We start from the raw sequence: 19534 nt of genomic DNA on the forward strand, positions 1-19534 counted from the left end.
ATAGATCTCAGATTTTTGTTAAACCTTTACCTATCTAAAATTGATATAGAATATTTATATTGTCGTTGATATTACTATCCAAATCTACCAGTTATATAATCTTCTGTTTGTTTTTTCTCTGGTTTAGTAAATATTGATTTCGTTTTATCGTGCTCAATCAATTCCCCCATATAGAAAAAAGCTGTCGTATCACTTACACGGGCTGCCTGTTGCATATTATGAGTAACAATTACAATAGTATATTGTTTTTTCAGTTCATAAATAAGCTCTTCCACTTTTGAAGTGGAAATAGGATCTAATGCTGAAGTAGGCTCATCCATCAACAAAACCGATGGTTGAATTGCTAACGCACGAGCAATACAAAGTCTTTGCTGCTGACCTCCTGATAATTCAAAAGCAGATTTTTTAAGCTTGTCTTTTACCTCATCCCAAAGCGCCACTTGTTGAATCGATGTTACAACTCGTTCCTCAATTGTGTTTTTATCTGTAATCCCGTTTACTTTCAATCCGTAAGCAACGTTTTCATAAATAGATTTAGGGAAAGGATTTGGTTTTTGAAATACCATCCCAACGTTCTTACGTAAGTTATCCACGTTCGTATTCTTATCGTAAATATCTTTACCATCCACAAGAATACTACCTGTCATTTGGGTATTATCGATAAGATCATTCATTCGATTAAGCAAACGCAAATAAGTTGATTTTCCACAACCTGAAGGTCCAATTAAAGCAGTGACTGTATTTTCTTTCATTGCCAAAGAAACATCGTGTAAAGCTTGAGTTTCTCCGTAGTAAAAGTTTATGTTGGTTGATTCTATTTTATGCATGTTAATTCATTTTTACTTTTTTTCCATAATATTTACGAAGGGCATTCGCCAATAAATTAGAAATTAATACAATTATTATTAATACAAGCGCTGTACCGTAAGCCATTGCTCTAGAAGCTTCAATATTAGTCCCTGAAGTTGAAATTACATATAAGTGATATGGTAATGCCATTGCTTGATCAAAAATAGATGTTGGCAATTTAGGTAAAAAATAAGCAGCAACGGTAAATAAAATTGGTGCCGTTTCTCCAGAAACTCTACCTATAGATAATATCAAACCCGTAATGATATTAGGAAAAGCTATAGGAAAAACAACCTTACTTGTAGTCTCCCATTTACTGGCTCCTAATCCTAAACTTGCTTGTCTAAAAGTGTCCTCTACAGCTTTTAATGATTCCTCAGTGGTTCTAATTACAACTGGTAAAACTAACAATCCTAAAGTTAAACCACCCGCTAATATAGAATCTCCAAACTGTAATTTATTTACAAATAACGACATTCCAAAAAGTCCAAAAACAATTGAAGGCACACCCGCAAGGTTGTTTGTCATTTGTTTGATGATTTTTTTAACCCAACCATCTTTTACATATTCATTCATATATATTGCGGCCAAAACCCCAACTGGAAAAGCGAATACCATACTTACCAATACCAAACAAAGAGTACCTATGATGGCGGGGAAAATCCCCCCTTCGGTCATTCCGTTTTTAGGCATTTCACTAATGAATTCCCAACTAATAACTCCAATACCTTTTACGACTATAAAAGCTAAAATCACGAATAAAAGCGCAACAACGGCATAGCTAGTAAAGCTAAAAATACCAAAAGCTATTTGTTGACTTAATCTTTTTTTTCTTGCTAAACGACTTTCTATACTCATCTTAATGTTTTTTATGTGATTTACCGTTAGTAACCATTTCCACTAACATATTAATCCCAAAAGTGATAATAAACAAGATACAACCTAGAGCAAATAAAGCTTCATAGTGTAATCCTCCATTTGGCGCTTCACCTAACTCCGCAGCAATTGTTGCCGGAATAGTTCTTACGGGTTCTAAAAAGGAATTAGGTATAACTGCTGCATTTCCCGTAACCATTAACACGGCCATTGTTTCACCTATCGCACGACCTATTCCTAAGATAGCTCCAGCTGTAATTCCTGATGCTGAATAAGGTATAACTACTTTATAGATTGTTTGCCATTGACTTGCTCCTAAAGCTAAACTAGCTTCTTTCATAGCGCGAGGCGTATTGCGCATCGCATCCTCAGAAATGGTGATAATTGTAGGCAAAGCCATAATCGCTAAAACAACACTTCCCGCCAAGGCCGTTTCTCCAACGGGTAAATTAAAAACACTTTGAATTAATGGCACAATAATTACCAATCCAAAAAAACCATACACTACCGATGGAATTCCGGCTAACAATTCGATTAATGGTTTTAATAAATTTCTTGTTCTCTTCTTAGCAATTTCACTAAGATAGACCGCTGCAGCTAATCCAATAGGCAAAGCCAAAAGAATCGCTCCAAAACTAACCCACAAAGTTCCATAAATTAAAGGTTTCACACCCATTTGGGCAATAGGTTGCGCAGTAGGAAACCACTCCTCACCTGATAAAAATTCGAACACTTTTATTCTATCGATATCAATCTCTTTCCCTACAAAACTTTTAGACTTATATTTATCCGAGAAAAAAGCGATAATCCCTGGAGTCTTAGCTATCAATTCATCTATTTTGGCTGGAAAGTATTCAAAATTCTCCCCTAGCTCCTCATCAGTGTAATAATCCGTTATATCAGATGTCCTGAATAAAACAATAGTCAGATCTTTACCTCCTACTTCTTTCCAGTTGGTGATTTTTTGATCAAAAATATCTTTTATTTGAGCAGGACTTAACTTTTCAACCGTATTGGATTTTTCAACCGCTAGTAAAAACCCTTCTTCTATTGGCTTTTTACTAAAAACTCCAGCACCTTCGATAAATAGAAAAAGGACAATTAAAATAACCGTAATACTAGTAGCGGCACTACTTAGCATCAATATGGATTCAATAACCTTCTCTTTAATCTGTTTAAAATTTGTTTTCAAATCAGTGTTTTTTATTTTTAGCAAAATTACGCTAGCTAAGGTAGGATAATGTTTTTACAGTATTAACCTTAGGTTAACTTAATGTTAAGGATTGAAATTATAAAAAAGTGATTAAAGATAACACAATATATAAAAATAAAAAAAAGCACCACGAAACTAAAGGCATCTGAATATTCAATTCAAACCATAAAAAAAGGCTGCCTTAAATAAGACAGCCTTTATTCATTATAAAAATTAACCTTTATTAATTCAACGGTACATAACCAATTTCAGAAACATTTTTTTGTCCTTCAGCAGACAATGCATAATCAATTAACGTTTTTACTTTTGCAGCATTAGTTTTGTTATACATATAGAACAATGGTCTAGAAATAGGATACGTTTTGTCTTTAGCGCTAGCCACAGAAGGTGCAACGAAAGTTTTCCCTTGATCATAAGATACTGAAAGTTGTTTCACTTCTTTAGTTTCATAAGCTAATCCAACATATCCTATTGCTCCTTTAGTTTGTCCAACTGCTTGAACAATTGCTCCAGTTGCAGGTAAACTCAATACATTTGTAGCATAGTTTTTCTTGTCCATTACCTCGTCTTTAAAGAACTCGTATGTTCCAGAAGAAGACTCTCTTGAATAAGCTACTATTTTCTCATCTGCTCCACCTACTTCTTTCCAGTTTTTGATTTCACCAATAAAAATTTTCTCTAATTGCTCACGTGTTAATTGACCTACTTTGTTAGCTGGATTTACAATAACAGCCAATGCGTCATAAGCAATAATCACTTGTTCGATTTCAGTTTTAGATTCCGAGAATTTTAATTTTTCCTCCGTTTTCAAATCTCTTGAAGCCATTGCGATATCAGTAGTTCCGTCAATCAATGCTGTTAACCCAACACCAGTTCCACCTCCAACAACAGTTACCGAAACCTCTTTATTAGCTTTCATCAACTCTTCTGCTTCTTTTTGCGCTAATGGTAATACTGTATCACTTCCTTTGATTGTTACTGATACAGCAGTTGCATTTGATTCAGTTCCTTTGTCTTCCGTTTTTGCTTTACCACAACTTAACATTCCTATTAAAGGCAACATTAAAAATAATTTTGTTTTATTCATGATCTTTGTTTGTTTATTTTTTTTACAAAAGTAAAGACTATATGTTAAGTTAATATTAAGTCAACATTATACAATCTTTATTCTTTAAACGATTTATATTTAAGTTTGAAAACAAAAAACCGCCTTGCAGCGGTTTTTAAAATCTTTATATTCCTATTTCTACTTGAAAACGTACAAACCAATTGTTGTCTACATTTCCACTATAGTTTTTTACATTATCATAAGAGAATTCAGTTTGAACTTTTAGTTTGTGACCAAATATATATTTTGACAAACCAATTGTGTATTCATCCACATCAGGACTAATAGTTTGAATTTCATCATCTACTTTTTGAGTAGAGAACCTTCCTATTACTTGAAAATTAGATGGAAAAAGGTAACTAAGTTGTGCGTCAACTCCGTGCCCAACAAAAACCGCTTGTCTCTTTGAGATGTCTAATGGATTCACGGTAATAGGATTATCAGCCATTCGAGACATATATGCTGCAGTAGCTGACCAACCATTGTATTTAAACATTGCATCAAAAAACAATGATTGCAGTGTTCTTGCATCAAATAAACTATTTCCTAGTTGTCCTTGTGCTCTTAATGCATTATTATTTTGACTAAAAGCTCCTGATATCATCAGTTTTGGAGTTTTCTCTCTCATCAAATCGGCTTCAAAGTTAGAACCGTTTTTAGTAAAAGCTCCTAAAGGAAATAACTCTACTTTACCAGTTAAAGCGATACCATCATCTTTTGTCTTAACCCAGTTTCTCCCTTCTCCTTTAGTAATAGCTCCTTTTAAAGAGTAAGAAAAATGATTTGGGCTTTCTTTCGAATAATCCAAAAATAAACCAAAATCACGATCGATATTAAACTTTGAGTTATTAATACTACGATCTGTAAGCTCTAATGAGTTTGAAGAAATCACACGTTGGTTATTTCCTGGTAATTTAGTTTGGCCAAATCCAATTGTCAAATCAGATGTGGGCTTGTAAAAGAAAACCCCGTCTAAAATTACATTTCCACTGTTCCCAACAACTACCGTTCCTATATCTCTTGCTGAAAAACCCAATTCCACTTTATACCCAAACTTAGGATTATAAACAAAACCGTCTAACTTTAGCCTCATTCTTCTAATTTCTCCTTCTACAACTCCGGACTCACCCTCTTCCTTTCCATAACCCACTCTACTTTGAACACGGAAACCAATATTCATTTGGAATAAACTATCAACTGCAGTAAATCCAAGTTTCTTACTTGAGTTAAGATATTGTGTTAAATCTGATTTTTTAACAACTGGCTTTTTTTCTACTGTACCTTCTTGAGCAGATGCAATCATTGCGAACATTAGCAGGGCACTTAATAAAAACTTTTTCATTTTAATAATTTGTTATTTTATTATTATTACGGTGCAAACCTACCGTTAATTTTATGCAACAATATTAACTAAAGGTTACCTTTCTGAAAAATAAACGTTACCAACCCACAACAAGATTTCCCTTAAAAAAACCTCAACGCCTCTATTTATGGGTAGTTACAAAGACAAAAACACTCCAACAATATAATAAAACTGATTCCACTAAAATTAACATTGACATTTATTTGTAGTTCATAAAATATGTATATTCTTACGCGATAAAAGTAACTAGTTTTAGAGAACGGTTTTTTTTTAGAATTTCAAAAAAAAAACTTCTTAAACAAAATGCTTAAGAAGTTTCAAAATATATTATATGAAAAAGATTAGAAATTAAACTGTGCTTGTAATCTCAATAAATTTCCTTGTTGTCTGTTATTTTTAAGAACACTATCTTCAAAAGTCCTGTCTGCAATAACCCAAGTAGCCACTAATTCAAACGCTTTGATTGGTTGCCATTCTATTCCCAATTCATAATCCCTAACGATATAGCTTCTGGCGTCTTTTTCGAATTTTTTCCCACCGTCATAGTATTGAAATTTAGCAAAAGGATAAATCAATTGATGATTTGGCATATCTAACTTATAATTTAAAGTTACATAACCCCCTTCTAAACTAGATACATCAACGGTATTCGTTTCCTTATTGTAACGAGGTCCTTTTCCAATATTATATTCTGCCTGAACTCCAAATGGTTTTGGATAAAGCACCATAGTAGCCGCAACCCTTTGATCTAAAGTATTTAGTTTATTAAGAGTTGTCACTCCTGTAGAAAGTTCGCTTCCAAAAGCCCATTTCCCTGTATACCCTTGAATACCTGGTTCAATAATTTGATTTCCTACAAGGAAAGGATAACTAACTCTCGATACTACATATAGGTTTCTATTAGCCTCAGTCTTGTTTGCCGTTTGACCGTTATACGCACCAAATGCAAATACTCCATAATCCCCAGATCCTTTATAACCATCCTTCACAAGCATAGCAAAACGATCTCTGATTTTACTTGGAGCCCAATAGAAGAAAGCCCCTAAATCTCTTTCATTGACAACCGCACTATTTAAGGCATCATTGCGATCCAGAGTTAATCTATTTTGACTTGATTGCAAGTTTTCAAATCCAAAAGGAACTTTACTCTGACCTATCCTTACACGATATTCTTTTTTAGCATCAAATGACAAATCAAAATACGCATCTCTTATTTGAAGAAAATTATTTACACCCGTTGCAGGTGAACTTGCAAAATCAGGTTGAATATAGAAATACACATTAGGATGAACTTGTCCCGAAAATATGATACGTCCCCTTCTAAGAAAAAGTCCGTTATTCGATTTTGCATCAGCCGCAGTCGAAGTAGTTCCCCAAGACTTGTCACATTGATCACAAGAAACTTTATCATTCGAAGAAAGTAAACCATTGTATCTTACCTGTGCATACCCTCTTATTGATATTTTATCATACCATAACTCTTTCTTTGGTTTGGCTTTCTCTTGTGTTTCTTTTACCTTATTTATAGAATCTAGAATACGAACCACCTCTTTTGTGATTTCATCTTTTTTTACTTCTTGTGCATTAGCTAATGAAACAAGTAATAATAAAGTAATAGTTGAAAAAATAATCTTTTTCATAATTATTAATAGTGTGTTAATTTTTTGCAAACTTAGGATAGCAATTCAATCCGTATGTTAAATTAACATTAAGAATTTGTTATTTGATATGCCGCAAGAACAAGCTAATCTGCTGTTCTTATATGTCTTACAAAAACAAGTGCTGTTTTTAAATTTTAACAATAAAAAAAAGACTTAAAACTAAGCTTCTATATTAAAAACGCATATTACAATACCCTTACTTGTCATTAATTTTTTTGAAAACAAGCAATGGAACTTTGGCATAAAATGAGTAGTTTACGGATTTACTTCCAACAAATATTTTATCAAGAAAACTTCTGTTCTGTTGCGTGAACATAATCAGCATTGAAGGTTTTAATCGTTTAATTACTGACTGAATATTAGATTGCAAACTCTCCACCATATTTAATGTTCCTATATGTAGTTTAACAGCAAATTCTGGGTATTTGTTTATATTATCTGTAATGTTTTGTAAATTAGGAACTACTGCTTTATGAGGTTTGAAATGTAGAATATCAACGCCTACCATTAATGGCGTGGCAAATTCCATTACTTTATTAAATTCAAAGTCAAAATTAAAAAAATCTGATGCGTAAAGGATGTTGGTTACTTCACTTCTTCTATAATTATAGGGAATTGATATAACTGGTACTGCGGAATGTCTAATTAAATTAGACGTATTTGACCCAAATATTTTTTTCATTTTCCCAGACCCTCTAGTGCTAATGCAAATAAAGCTGAATTTATTTTTAACAGCATATTCTCTAATATTACTATCTGTCAATACCGCACTTTTTATCACGCATTTATTACTTTTCGAATCAACCCCAATGCCTATGTATACCTTTTCCACGAATTGATTCAGTTTCTTTTGAATTTTTTCGGCTTCTTTTTTTTCATAAGCGGTAAATTCAGCATCACTCATCGAACTGAGATTTGAAACACTATAGGAATGAAAAAAAGTCAGTTCATATTCCTTTTGCGATGCCAGTTGAATGGCAAAACGCATAGCAGCTTTTGAGTTCGCAGAAAAATCGGTGGTAACAAGAATTTTTTCCATTGTGTTATTCTTTTACAATTTTAACAACCTTTCATTTATCTTTTACAATTCGTTTCTTTTATTAGCCATTAATGATGCGACAATACTTAGAAACAAAATAATTATAATTACTAAAAGAGCAATTTGTATTGGTAATTTGTAGAAATCAACCACTACCATTTTTAAACCTACAAAAATTAAAATCAAAGCCAAACCCTTTGACAAATATTGAAATTTATCCATCATTCCTGCCAATGCAAAATACAAAGATCGCAAGCCTAGAATGGCAAATACATTTGAAGTATAAACAATAAAATGGTCTTGTGTAATTGCCAGTATTGCAGGAATGCTATCTGCTGCAAAAATCAAATCAGTGGTTTCGATTAAAAGCAAGACTAAAAACAGAGGTGTCGCAAACCATTTCCCGTTTTGTTTTACAAAAAACTTTCCGCTATGCAGATCATTAGTAACGGGCATTATTCTTCTGATTATTTTTATTAATGGGTCTTTTTCAGGATCAATTAACTTCTCCTTTTGCACAAACATCTTGTACCCTGTATAAATTAGAATTGCCCCGAAAACATAAATAGTCCAATGAAATTTTTCGAGTAATGCTACCCCAGCAAAAATAAAAATAGCCCGCATTATCAAGGCTCCAATAATTCCCCAAAACAAAATTTTATGCTGATGTATAGTCGGGGTTTTGAAATAGGAGAAAATTAAAACGAAAACAAAAATATTATCTACACTCAATGATTTTTCAATCACATAACCGGTAAAAAATTCTAATGCTTTTACTTCCCCTTGCCAATAATAAATAAGCACATTAAAACACATGGCTAGTGTTATCCAAACCCCAGTCCAAATCAAGGCTTCTTTAATACTTACTTCGTGGGCTTTGCGGTTAAAAACACCTAAATCCAAAGCAAGCATCAACAATACAAATACATTAAAACCAATCCAAAAACTCAAATCCGTTTCCATATTCACCGTTTCTTTTGTCTAGTATTTAGACTATTAAAGATACGCTATTTTTCATTTGTCTTGTCGTATTATTTTTATTAAAATTCAATGTACCAAACAGTTACAACTAATCCAAATAAAAAAAACTTCCTAATCACAAAGACCAAGAAGCTTTTTTATATAGAATCCATTTTATACTAACCCAAAATAAATTCGTTTATTCGAATCAACCCATAAAACAATTGGATTGACTTTATTGTTTAAACTCTAATCTATGTCCAGGGACAAAATCTGAGAAACCACCGTTTTCATAAACCAAATTCCCATTTACAAAGGTATGAGTCACTTTAGAATGAAAAGTTTCGCCTTCTAATGGAGACCAACCGCACTTGTATAAAACATTCTCTTTACCAACGGTCCATGGCGAATTCAGGTCGACTAAAATTAGATCCGCAAAGTATCCTTTACGAATGAATCCTCTTTTTTGAATACCGTAGAGAATCGCCACATTATGGCTCATCTTTTCAGTTATCTTTTCTAAAGAGATAAGCCCTCTTCTATATAGTTCTAGCATCACATACAAGGAATGTTGCACCATAGGCGCTCCCGACATGGATTGAAAATAAGGTTTTTGTTTTTCTTCTAAAGTGTGTGGCGCATGATCAGTAGTAATAATATCAATTCGATCATCCAGCAACGCTTTCAAAAGTCCGTCTCTATCCTTCTCTGTTTTTATAGCTGGGTTCCATTTTATTAATGTTCCCAATCGCGCATAGTCTTTATCTGAAAACCATAGGTTTTGTACCGATACTTCAGTTGTAATATTCTTTTCTTTAAGAGGGATGTCATTTCTAAACAAATGTGTCTCGGCCTCGGTTGTTAAATGAAGAATATGCAATCTTGCTTTGTGCTTTTCGGCAATTTCAATGGCTCTTTTGGTTGATTGATAACATCCATCCCCGCTTCGAATTAAGGGATGACATTCTATTGGCACGTCCTCACCATAATTCGCCATATAAATTTCCTCATTTTCTTCTATAATTTTTTCCAATTCAGAATGAATAGCAATTATAGATTTGCATTTAGAAAAAAGTTTTTCCATCGTATTGGGACTATCTGCAAGCAAATTTCCTTTTTTGGTAAAATAAAGCCCGTCATCAGAAACTCCTATAAATTGAGTCGTATCCATTTCAAGCACCTCATCTAAATTGTCGTTGTTAACCCCTAAAAAAAAAGAGAAATTAGCCCAAGATTTCTCGGAGGCAATACTGAACTTTTCATCAAGAATCTCCGTGGTCAAGACATTTGGCACCGTATTAGGCATGCCAATAAAAGAAGTGGTACCTCCAGAGACGGCCGCCCTACTTTCAGAATAAAGATCTCCTTTATGTGTCAAACCGGGCTCTCTAAAATGAACTTGCCCGTCGATAATACCCGGAAAAAGATATTTACCGGTTCCATCGATAATTTTAGTTTCATCAGATACTGCTTCTGATAGATCTCCGATACTTTCTATAATACCATTTTGAATGAAAACGTCAGCAGTTTTAATTTGCCCTTCGTTTACAATATTGACATTTTTAATTAATGTAGAATTCCCCATGTTTTTAATTTTTTGAAATTTAGAATCTTAAAAACTCCCCTAGATTATTTCATTGCATCAAATGATAAATGTGTTGTAAACATAAATCCGTTATTATATTGGAATACTGGTTTTCCGTTTACCAATTTGCCTTGTTGCAAAATTTGCCCAAGATATCCCGCTTCCAATTTGATGTTTTTGTTCACTTTATACCCTAATAAGGCCGCCATTCTGTTTTGGTCGAAAACATTCGCTCCCACATTTTTACCAAAACCAACAAACACCTCGTCTAGTAAAATTATACTTACACTATTATTCTCAGAACTGCTTTTATAAACAGGAATTTCTGTTCTTAATCTGTAACGCATTCTGTTCATAAATACCCACTCCGTATTGGTAACGCCATTCAGGGTTGTGAATTTTTCGAGAAACCGTTGCTCTAATGTAAATCGATGGGAAACATCAACCTTGCCTATAGGGTTTTTTATAACCACCTGCTCGTAAATACGGTTTTCAGCAAATCTATTTGCATTAGGATAATCCCCATAAGGATGGGTATCCGCAAAAGCATAGCCCGCAATCAAATTCACCTCTTTTCTAAGAGAATAACTTATCCCCATTCTCAACAATCCTTGTTGTGGATTTTGCAAACCATCTAATCTACGCCATTGATATTCCCCTTGGAATGCAATTTTCTTATTTAACTTTAAAGTATTGGTAACTGCAATCCAACCTATACTATTATTATCAATAATTCTTTGATCTTGTGAATACAAATTGTTACTACAAACAACAGCAAACATTATAACAACCCAATTTTTTAACATTCTCATAAACGCTTTTATATAAAACGTGCAGCCTATTAAGAGCTGCACGTTTTGAAAATAATTTTTGTAATTTTATTTAGTACCTGATACAATCATAGTGTCATCATAAAAAGTCACTAATCCTGTAGTGATATCATGAGTCCCTCCTACAATTCCAATCTCCCCTTTTTCGATCATTTCTTTTAAAATTGGGCTGCGTTCCATAATAGCATTTACCGTTCTTTTTACATTGATGGTAGCCACTTTTTCCACAAACTCATTATTACTGGAACTACGATTTTCTGTTTCTGTTTTTTCGTCATAAACCGCAGGTTGGATTTTACTTAACAAAGCCGTTAAATTACCCATTTCTACGTGATCACATGCTCCTTTTACAGCTCCACATTTTGTATGTCCTAAAACAACAATTATTTTTGAACCTGCAACTTTACAACCAAATTCCATGCTACCCAGAATATCTTCGTTTATGATATTCCCTGCAATACGAACGCTAAAAACATCCCCTAATCCTTGGTCAAAAATCAACTCAGCAGATGTTCTGGAATCAATACAACTTAGAATTACTGCAAAAGGGTGTTGCCCATCTGAAGTTTCATTTGCTTGTTGTAATAAATTACGATTTGCTTTTAAATTGTTTGTAAATCTTTTATTCCCTTCTTTTAAAATTTCAACAGCCATTATTGGAGTAATTGCTTGTTGCATTTCTTTATTTAATGTTTTCATCTTAATTATTTTTAAGTTTTAATATATGTAATAACAAATTTTAATTTGCAATTTTATTGTTCGAAAATTTCTACAAAAACGATGCTTATTATAATGAAGGTGAAAATTTAATTTTTTCAACAGTAATATTTTTCGTTTTCGCATGGATTTCAAAATCTTTAATGATTTCTAAAACATCATAAGCTATAGATTTAGATTTAGAAAAATCAATAACCACTTTAGAATCTTCAGTGATCAAATCCAGCGTTTCTATAATACTTGCTTTATTGAAAAAGGAAACCTCTTGAGCTAGAACAATATGATGTACTACTTGACCGTCCTCATTTTTAACCCTATCCTTCAAATGATGTGAGTTCCTGTAACTATGACGTAACGTATAAAATATTCCAAAAAGAATTCCAACAGTAATTCCCTTAAGTAAATCAGTAGCTAATATAGCAACAACAGTCATTGTAAAAGGAATGAATTGTTCCCACCCTAATTTGTACATCTCTGTAAAAAGTGCTGGCTTAGCTAATTTGTATCCTACCATTAATAATATAGCAGCCAAACTCGCTAATGGGATCATATTCATCAAACTAGCGATAGTTACTGCGCTTATCAACAAGAAGAAACCATGAAGAATAGCAGACATTTTAGTTTTGGCTCCAAAATTAATATTCGCTGAACTTCGAACAATAACTTGTGTAATAGGCAAGCCTCCTATTAATCCTGAAACAATATTCCCTAAACCTTGTGCTTTTAATTCTCTATTTGTTGGCGTAATTCTTCTGTCTGGATCTAATTTATCAGTTGCCTCAACACAAAGTAAAGTTTCTAAACTACCAACAATAGCTATTACTATCGCAACTTTATAAACTTCAATATTAGTCAATGCTGAAAAATCAGGAAATGTAAATTGAGTTAAAAAATCACTAAACGAACTTGGAACTGGCAGTGAAACAACCTGTTTAGCAGATAAAGAATAATCTAATATTCCGTTTTGAAAGCAATAATTCATTAAAATACCAAATGCAACCACAACAATAGGACCTTGTATAATTTGGAAAATCTTATGTTTTTTCATTAAAACTTTATCCCAAAAAATCAAAATCGCTAAAGATATTGCACCAATAAGAACAGCGCCTGGCGTGATGAAATTTAATGCCTGCCCTATCTCTGACAAAGTATTCTGACCATCAGCTTGCATAAAAGCATCGTCCCCCATAGCGTCTTTATCCCAACCTAACGCATGCGGAATTTGTTTAAGAATTATTAACAGACCAATACCTGTAAGCATTCCTTTAATTACTGAATTTGGAAAAAAGTAAGCAACAAACCCTGCTTTAGCATATCCCAAAGCCAATTGAATCATTCCTGAAATAACAACAGCCATTAAAAACATTTCCCAAGACCCCAAAGTTGCGATTGATGTTAAAACTATAACGGCCAATCCAGCCGCAGGTCCACTAACTCCAAGTGGTGATCCACTCGCTGAACCCACAATAATTCCTCCAACGATTCCAGCAATAATTCCTGAAAACAATGGTGCTCCTGAGGCCAAAGCAATACCTAGACATAATGGCAAGGCTACAAAAAACACAATGATACTCGCTGGAAAATCATTTTTTAATTCTTTAAACATATTTTTTAATTCCATATGATCAATTAATTTTAAGGTTAACTTCTCAAAGATAGATAAATATCTATAATGATAGTAATACTATCTTAAATAATTGTAAAATGTTTTTTACTACATTTGTATAAACTAAACTTCCTTTAGTCATTGCTTAACACATACCTTTGGCAAACCCCAATAAACAGTACCCAAATGGAATTACAATTACAAATAAAAATGAATGAGGCCTTATACCTGCGTAATCCTGAGCAATCAGAGTTAGGTAAAAAGATAATCAAGCATAGTATTGTAATGATCCATGAAAATGGGTTTGAAGCACTTACCTTTAAAAAACTAGCAGAAGACATAGGAACCACGGAAGCGGGTATTTACAGGTATTTTGAAAACAAACACCTCTTATTAACCTACATTATTTCTTGGTACTGGAGTTGGGTAGAATACCAGATTCTTTTTCAAACAAACAATGTCAAGAACCCTACTGTAAAGCTTAAGAAAGTAATAAAAATATTAGCATCGGCTGTAGAAGACGATGACACTACAAGTTATGTAAACGAGAGTTTACTACACCAAATTGTAATTGCTGAAGGATCAAAAGTGTATTTAACGAAGCAAGTGGGAGAAGATAACAAGCACCATTTATTCAAACCTTACAAAGATTTATGTGCAGCAATTGGCGACTTAATATTAGAATGTAATCCAAAATACAAATACCCTAGATCATTAGCCACAACCATAATTGAAATGGCGCATTTTCAAAATTTCTTTATGAAAAACCTGCCTTCTTTAACTGATTTTGGAAAAAGTAAAGAAGACTCTAAAATCATAGCTTTCTTAAGCGATTTAGTATTCTCAAGCATCAAATAAGGAGTTGTTGTTTTTTCGAAAAATAGCTTTCTTAATATCTAAAAATGGAAATTATTTTTTCTCGGCCTTTTGTCTGTACGCCTTTTCTAATGTAAAAGAAAATTCAGATCCCTCTCCGTATTCGCTTTCAACATATATTTTTTCTTTATGGGCTTCGATAATATGTTTCACGATGGCTAATCCTAGACCAGATCCACCTTCAGAACGGGAACCACTTTTATTTACACGATAAAAACGCTCGAACACTCTTGGAATATTTTGTTTCTCAATTCCCTCTCCGTTATCGCTTATTCTTATTAATATTTTTTTCTTGGTTAAACTCACAACTGCTATTTCAGTAGTTCCATTTTCTTTTCCGTATTTAATTGAATTCACAATCAAATTCTCAACGATTTGCTGAATCCTGTCTTTATCTCCTTTTACAAAATGTGGTTTGATGTCACTACTTTCAAACTTTAAAGTAATATTCTTTTTATCGGCTTTCATTTCTAATAAATCAAAACCGTTTTGGATTAATTCCACAATATCAAATTCAGACATTTCCAGATTTAAATCCCCCACCTCAAGCTTGGCAATCATATCTAAATCTTCCACGATATAGATTAATCGCTCCACCCCTTTTTCGGCACGTTTTAAATATTTTTTTCGAATGGTTTTATCCTCCATCGCACCATCTAACAAGGTCGAAATATAACCTTGTACAGTAAATAAAGGTGTTTTCAATTCGTGAGAAACATTTCCAAGAAACTCTCTTCTATATTGCTCCCTAATTTCAAGCATTTCGATTTCCAGTTTTTTATCAGTCGCAAATTTCCTTACTTCTCTGGTTAAAGTCTCCATATCAGTAGTAATGGGCTGGTTGATGAGACTGCTGGATTCTAATAAGGATACGTCGTCATAAATTCTTTTTACTCTTCTATATATAAATCGTTCTACTCTATATTGTAATACTAAAAATGAAAAAACACCCATCCCTATAAAGAAGATTCCGGCAAACAACACTAATTTATCTCCTGAATTACGGAACAGCCCTGCAGCCAACATCGTCACAAACCCTGTTGAAAATAGACTGATATATAACGCTGATTTTATAGCGAACTTATAGGTTTTTTTAAAATTTAATTTCATTTACGCATTGCTTTTAATAGAAGATTTTAGAATTGATATGAATTTTAAACTTCAAACTTATAACCAACTCCTTTTATCGTTTTAAAAAAGTCCTCTCCTATTTTTTCTCGTAGTTTCCTGATATGAACGTCGATAGTCCTTCCGCCAACAACGACTTCATTTCCCCAAACTTTATCAAGAATTTCATCACGTTTAAAAACTTTTCCCGGTTTTGAAGCTAATAAATAGAATAATTCAAACTCTTTTCTAGGCAAAGCTATCTCGACATTGTCTTTAACTATTTTATACTCTTCCCTGTTAATTTCGATTCCGCCTACGTTTAGAGTTTCACTATCAATTTCCTTTTCCTTCAATCGTCTTAACAACGCCTTTACCTTACTAACTAATAATTTAGGCTTAATAGGCTTTGTGATATAATCATCCGCACCGGCATCAAAACCAGCCACTTGTGAATAATCTTCGCTTCTTGCCGTCAAAAAAGTTATGATCACGTGACTTAGCTCGGGAATTTTTCTAATGTTTTCACAGGCTTCCATCCCATCCATTTCTGGCATCATTACATCCATAATAATAAGGTCCGGCAATTCTTTTTTGGCTTTGGCTATAGCCTCTTTACCATTTTCAGCAGTAACAATTTGGTAGCCTTCTTGAGCGAGATTGTAACCTACGATTTCTAAAATATCCGGCTCGTCATCTACCAGTAAAATCTTTGTGTTTTTCTTTTTCATATACTGCAAATTATATTTTAACCATTGGATTACATCCTTTATAGTATCCAATGATTAGCTATTGCGAATGTAAATATAACAATTTATCTATCGTTAAAAAGCGGAGTTTACGCTAATTTAATATGGTAACCATTTGTTAATATTCGAGAAACAAAAGCATAACAAACCCCTTACCTCAACTTAACAAGCCGCTCTTTACTTTGCATAAAAATAAAAACAGAAATCAAAATGAAACTCAGAATACTAATTATTGCACTACTAATTTCAACACTTGCTTTTGCAAAAGGTCAAGGAACAATTACAGGTATACTAACTGAAAAAAACTTGAACAATGAAGGATTGCCATCCGCTAATGTATTGATTAAAGGCACTACTATAAGCACCAATACTGATGTAAACGGAAAATACTCCCTTACCGTTGCACCTGGAAATTACATTGTGCAATTTAGCTTGCTAGGTTACGAAACGGTAGAAGTAATGGTAACCGTAAAAGAAGATGAAGTTACTGTCATCAATGAAACATTAGTTTCGGCTAGTTACAACCTGGAAGCCGTAGTAATTAAATCCTACCGAAAAAAAGACACTGAAACCGCTTTGTTATTAGACCAAAAAAAGGCCGTGGAAATAAAACAGACGATTGGCGCTCAGGAATTATCTCGAAAAGGAGTAAGTGATGTGGCCACCGCGGTTACAAAAACAACCGGAATCACTAAACAAGAAGGTTCGGGAAATATCTTTGTGAGAGGTTTAGGAGACCGATACAACTCAACTACAATGAATGGCTTGCCTGTTCCGTCTAACAATCCAGAGAAGAAAAACATCAATTTAGAAATTTTCTCTACGGATATTGTTGAACACATCTCCATAGACAAGGTTTACAACGGTAAAATCTATGGTGATTTTGCAGGAGGAAATGTTGACATTGTTTCTAAAGATTATACTGGAAAGGGATTTTTAAAATTAGAAGTAGGGTCGAAAGTAAATACGAATGCCATTGCCGAAGATCACTTTACTCTTCAGGGCGGGATAAGCAAACTTGGATTCACTAACAAGAATATCCCAAGCTCCCCATTAACACAATACAATTACAACACACTTCAACTGAAGAGCTTTAGTCCAATTGCTAATTCATTTGGAATTTCAGGCGGAAAATCGTTTCAAGTAGGTACTGAAGGAAAACTGAGTTTCTTTGCAACTGCTGCATACGGAAACGATTACAGTTCAAAAAGTAACGGAACTGCAAAAGCGAGTGTTAACGGAAATGGCGTGGCCAACAAAAACTTTAGCAAATACAGCGCTTTAAATTTCGACACAAATACTACTGCAATGGCTAATATTGGTTACAAAATAAACAGTAACAATAAGCTTAACTATAACTCCGTATTTATAAACACATCCTCTCAATCTAAAGAGGAATACACCGGATACATTGTTGATATTGCAAACAATGGAAACGGATTAATCAGACGTTTTAATTATGAGAAAAATAGTTTGTGGATAAATCAGCTATTAGGGGATCACACGGTAGGTGAACGTTCAAAATTGAACTGGGGGATTTCATACAACAGCATTAATGGCGATATGCCCGACAGAAGTCAGAACATTTTCAGAAAAGAAGCAAACGGTTATGTTCTTTCCAGTGTTTCAGCCCCCGACAATCACAGGTATTTTCAAAAACTAAAAGAAGATGAATTAGCAGCAAATGCTTCTTATGATTATAAATTCAACAAGACAGAGCAGGGAGATTTCAATGGAAAAATAACCATTGGTTATAACGGTAGATTTAAAAACAGAGATTTTCAGGCAACTCAATTTAATTTTAAAGTGAACCAAGGTTTTACCAATACTGTTGTAGACCCTACTAATTTAGATCTTTTTTATAATGCTCAAAATTTAAACAACGGGGTTTTCTCAATCGCCACTTTTAGAGGAAACTCTCAGGTTTCAAATGCCTTAGACCCGCAAACTTATACTGGAGAACAAATCATCAATGGAGGTTTTATAAATACCGAATATAAATTCGAAAAACTTACAGCCGTATTAGGATTAAGAGCCGAATCTATTTCACAAAAAGTAGATTGGAACACACAACTTGGTGGAACAGGAAATGACAAATTAGAAAAAAATGCCTTCCTTCCAAGTGTTATAATGAAATATGAATTGAACGAAAAGCAAAATCTGCGTTTAGGATTTAGTAAAACCTATACATTGCCCCAATTTAAGGAGAGAGCCGCATTTGTTTATGAAGAAGTTTTACAAACAAAAATCGGTAATGAAAACCTATACGAATCGGATGATTATAACTTGGACCTTAAATGGGAAATGTTCCCGAAAAGTGATGAACTGATTTCGTTTACCGCTTTTGGAAAATACATCTTAAACCCAATGAATGAAGTTACTATTTCTTCTTCTTCAAATGACATTTCGTATGTTAACACAGGAGATTACGGATATGTTACGGGAGCGGAAGTAGAATACAGAAAACAACTTTTTGATTTTGACACAGAAAATTCCAAAAGCCTGTCTGCTGGTATCAATGCTTCCTATCTATACAGCAATCAGGAACTAAATGCCGAAAAAGTAAATCGTGAAACAAACTACCAAGTGGCTTTCACTAACTCAAAAAGCAAGTTTACTGGAGCTTCTGATTTATTATTAAATGCTGACCTTACTTTATTCAATGAATGGAATGAGAAAAACAGCAACCTGACAACGACAGTAGCCTACTCTTATTTTTCAGACAGACTAAATGCCATTGGAACAGACGGAAAAGGAGACTTGGTAGACAAAGCATTTGGTTCATTAGATTTCATCGCTAAATCTAAACTCAACAAGAAATTTGGATTAGGACTTGTTGTAAAAAACATCCTAGACCCATCAATAAACAGAGTACAGGAAAACGCAAATAATGAGGTAAACGTACTATCCTATAAAAAAGGAATCACATTGAGTTTAAACCTTAACTATCAATTTTAAATAATTAAAACCCATTATATATTAAAAGAGAGATTGT

The 19534-nt window shown here is 33.5% G+C and carries 16 protein-coding genes; 2 read left to right on the forward strand and 14 right to left on the reverse strand.

Annotation, left to right across the window (positions count from 1 at the left end):
- Positions 1-74: 74 nt before the first annotated feature.
- The 12 genes from pstB to FLAK523_RS02505 form a co-directional block, all read right to left on the reverse strand.
- On the reverse strand, positions 75-827 hold the full coding sequence (gene pstB / locus FLAK523_RS02450) for a phosphate ABC transporter ATP-binding protein PstB (RefSeq protein ID WP_248906208.1): 753 nt from the start codon (positions 825-827) through the stop codon (positions 75-77).
- A gap of 1 nt (position 828) precedes the next feature.
- Positions 829-1707: a phosphate ABC transporter permease PstA gene (gene pstA, locus FLAK523_RS02455; RefSeq protein ID WP_248906210.1), complete on the reverse strand. Its 879-nt coding sequence runs from the start codon at positions 1705-1707 to the stop codon at positions 829-831.
- A gap of 1 nt (position 1708) precedes the next feature.
- Complete coding sequence (gene pstC / locus FLAK523_RS02460; protein ID WP_248906212.1) at positions 1709-2917, reverse strand: phosphate ABC transporter permease subunit PstC; 1209 nt, start codon at positions 2915-2917, stop codon at positions 1709-1711.
- A 244-nt stretch (positions 2918-3161) separates the two neighbouring features.
- Positions 3162-4025 (reverse strand): phosphate ABC transporter substrate-binding protein, encoded by an 864-nt coding sequence (locus FLAK523_RS02465; RefSeq protein WP_248906214.1) that lies wholly within the window; start codon positions 4023-4025, stop codon positions 3162-3164.
- 145 nt (positions 4026-4170) lie between these two features.
- Positions 4171-5388, reverse strand: a complete 1218-nt coding sequence (locus FLAK523_RS02470; protein ID WP_248906215.1) for an OprO/OprP family phosphate-selective porin — start codon at positions 5386-5388, stop codon at positions 4171-4173.
- 362 nt (positions 5389-5750) lie between these two features.
- Positions 5751-7049: a porin gene (locus FLAK523_RS02475; RefSeq protein WP_248906217.1), complete on the reverse strand. Its 1299-nt coding sequence runs from the start codon at positions 7047-7049 to the stop codon at positions 5751-5753.
- 217 nt (positions 7050-7266) lie between these two features.
- Positions 7267-8109, reverse strand: a complete 843-nt coding sequence (locus tag FLAK523_RS02480) for a universal stress protein (RefSeq protein ID WP_248906219.1) — start codon at positions 8107-8109, stop codon at positions 7267-7269.
- A 42-nt stretch (positions 8110-8151) separates the two neighbouring features.
- Positions 8152-9072, reverse strand: coding sequence for a TerC family protein (locus tag FLAK523_RS02485; RefSeq protein WP_248906221.1), 921 nt, complete (start codon positions 9070-9072; stop codon positions 8152-8154).
- A 232-nt stretch (positions 9073-9304) separates the two neighbouring features.
- Positions 9305-10654, reverse strand: coding sequence for a dihydroorotase (locus FLAK523_RS02490; protein ID WP_248906223.1), 1350 nt, complete (start codon positions 10652-10654; stop codon positions 9305-9307).
- A gap of 44 nt (positions 10655-10698) precedes the next feature.
- A complete protein-coding gene (locus FLAK523_RS02495; protein WP_248906225.1) occupies positions 10699-11466 on the reverse strand; it encodes a DUF2490 domain-containing protein in 768 nt (255 codons plus the stop codon).
- A 66-nt stretch (positions 11467-11532) separates the two neighbouring features.
- Positions 11533-12183, reverse strand: a complete 651-nt coding sequence (locus FLAK523_RS02500; protein WP_248906227.1) for a carbonic anhydrase family protein — start codon at positions 12181-12183, stop codon at positions 11533-11535.
- An 88-nt stretch (positions 12184-12271) separates the two neighbouring features.
- Positions 12272-13822 carry a SulP family inorganic anion transporter gene (locus tag FLAK523_RS02505; RefSeq protein WP_368670294.1) on the reverse strand — a complete coding sequence of 517 codons (1551 nt, stop codon included), beginning with the start codon at positions 13820-13822 and terminating at the stop codon, positions 12272-12274.
- 171 nt (positions 13823-13993) lie between these two features.
- Between FLAK523_RS02505 and FLAK523_RS02510 the strand changes: the two genes are divergently transcribed.
- On the forward strand, positions 13994-14665 hold the full coding sequence (locus tag FLAK523_RS02510; protein WP_248906229.1) for a TetR/AcrR family transcriptional regulator: 672 nt from the start codon (positions 13994-13996) through the stop codon (positions 14663-14665).
- A gap of 51 nt (positions 14666-14716) precedes the next feature.
- Here the strand turns inward: FLAK523_RS02510 and FLAK523_RS02515 are convergent, their stop codons facing one another.
- Both FLAK523_RS02515 and FLAK523_RS02520 read right to left on the reverse strand, forming a co-directional pair.
- Entirely contained in the window at positions 14717-15793 is a 1077-nt protein-coding gene (locus FLAK523_RS02515) for a cell wall metabolism sensor histidine kinase WalK (RefSeq protein WP_248906230.1), read from the reverse strand.
- Positions 15794-15837: 44 nt separating this feature from the next.
- Complete coding sequence (locus FLAK523_RS02520) at positions 15838-16521, reverse strand: response regulator transcription factor (RefSeq protein ID WP_248906233.1); 684 nt, start codon at positions 16519-16521, stop codon at positions 15838-15840.
- A gap of 228 nt (positions 16522-16749) precedes the next feature.
- Here FLAK523_RS02520 and FLAK523_RS02525 point away from each other — a divergent pair, with 228 nt between their 5' ends.
- On the forward strand, positions 16750-19497 hold the full coding sequence (locus FLAK523_RS02525) for a TonB-dependent receptor (RefSeq protein WP_248906235.1): 2748 nt from the start codon (positions 16750-16752) through the stop codon (positions 19495-19497).
- Positions 19498-19534: the final 37 nt, after the last annotated feature.

This window comes from Flavobacterium sp. K5-23 (assembly GCF_023278045.1).
Taxonomy (GTDB): domain Bacteria; phylum Bacteroidota; class Bacteroidia; order Flavobacteriales; family Flavobacteriaceae; genus Flavobacterium.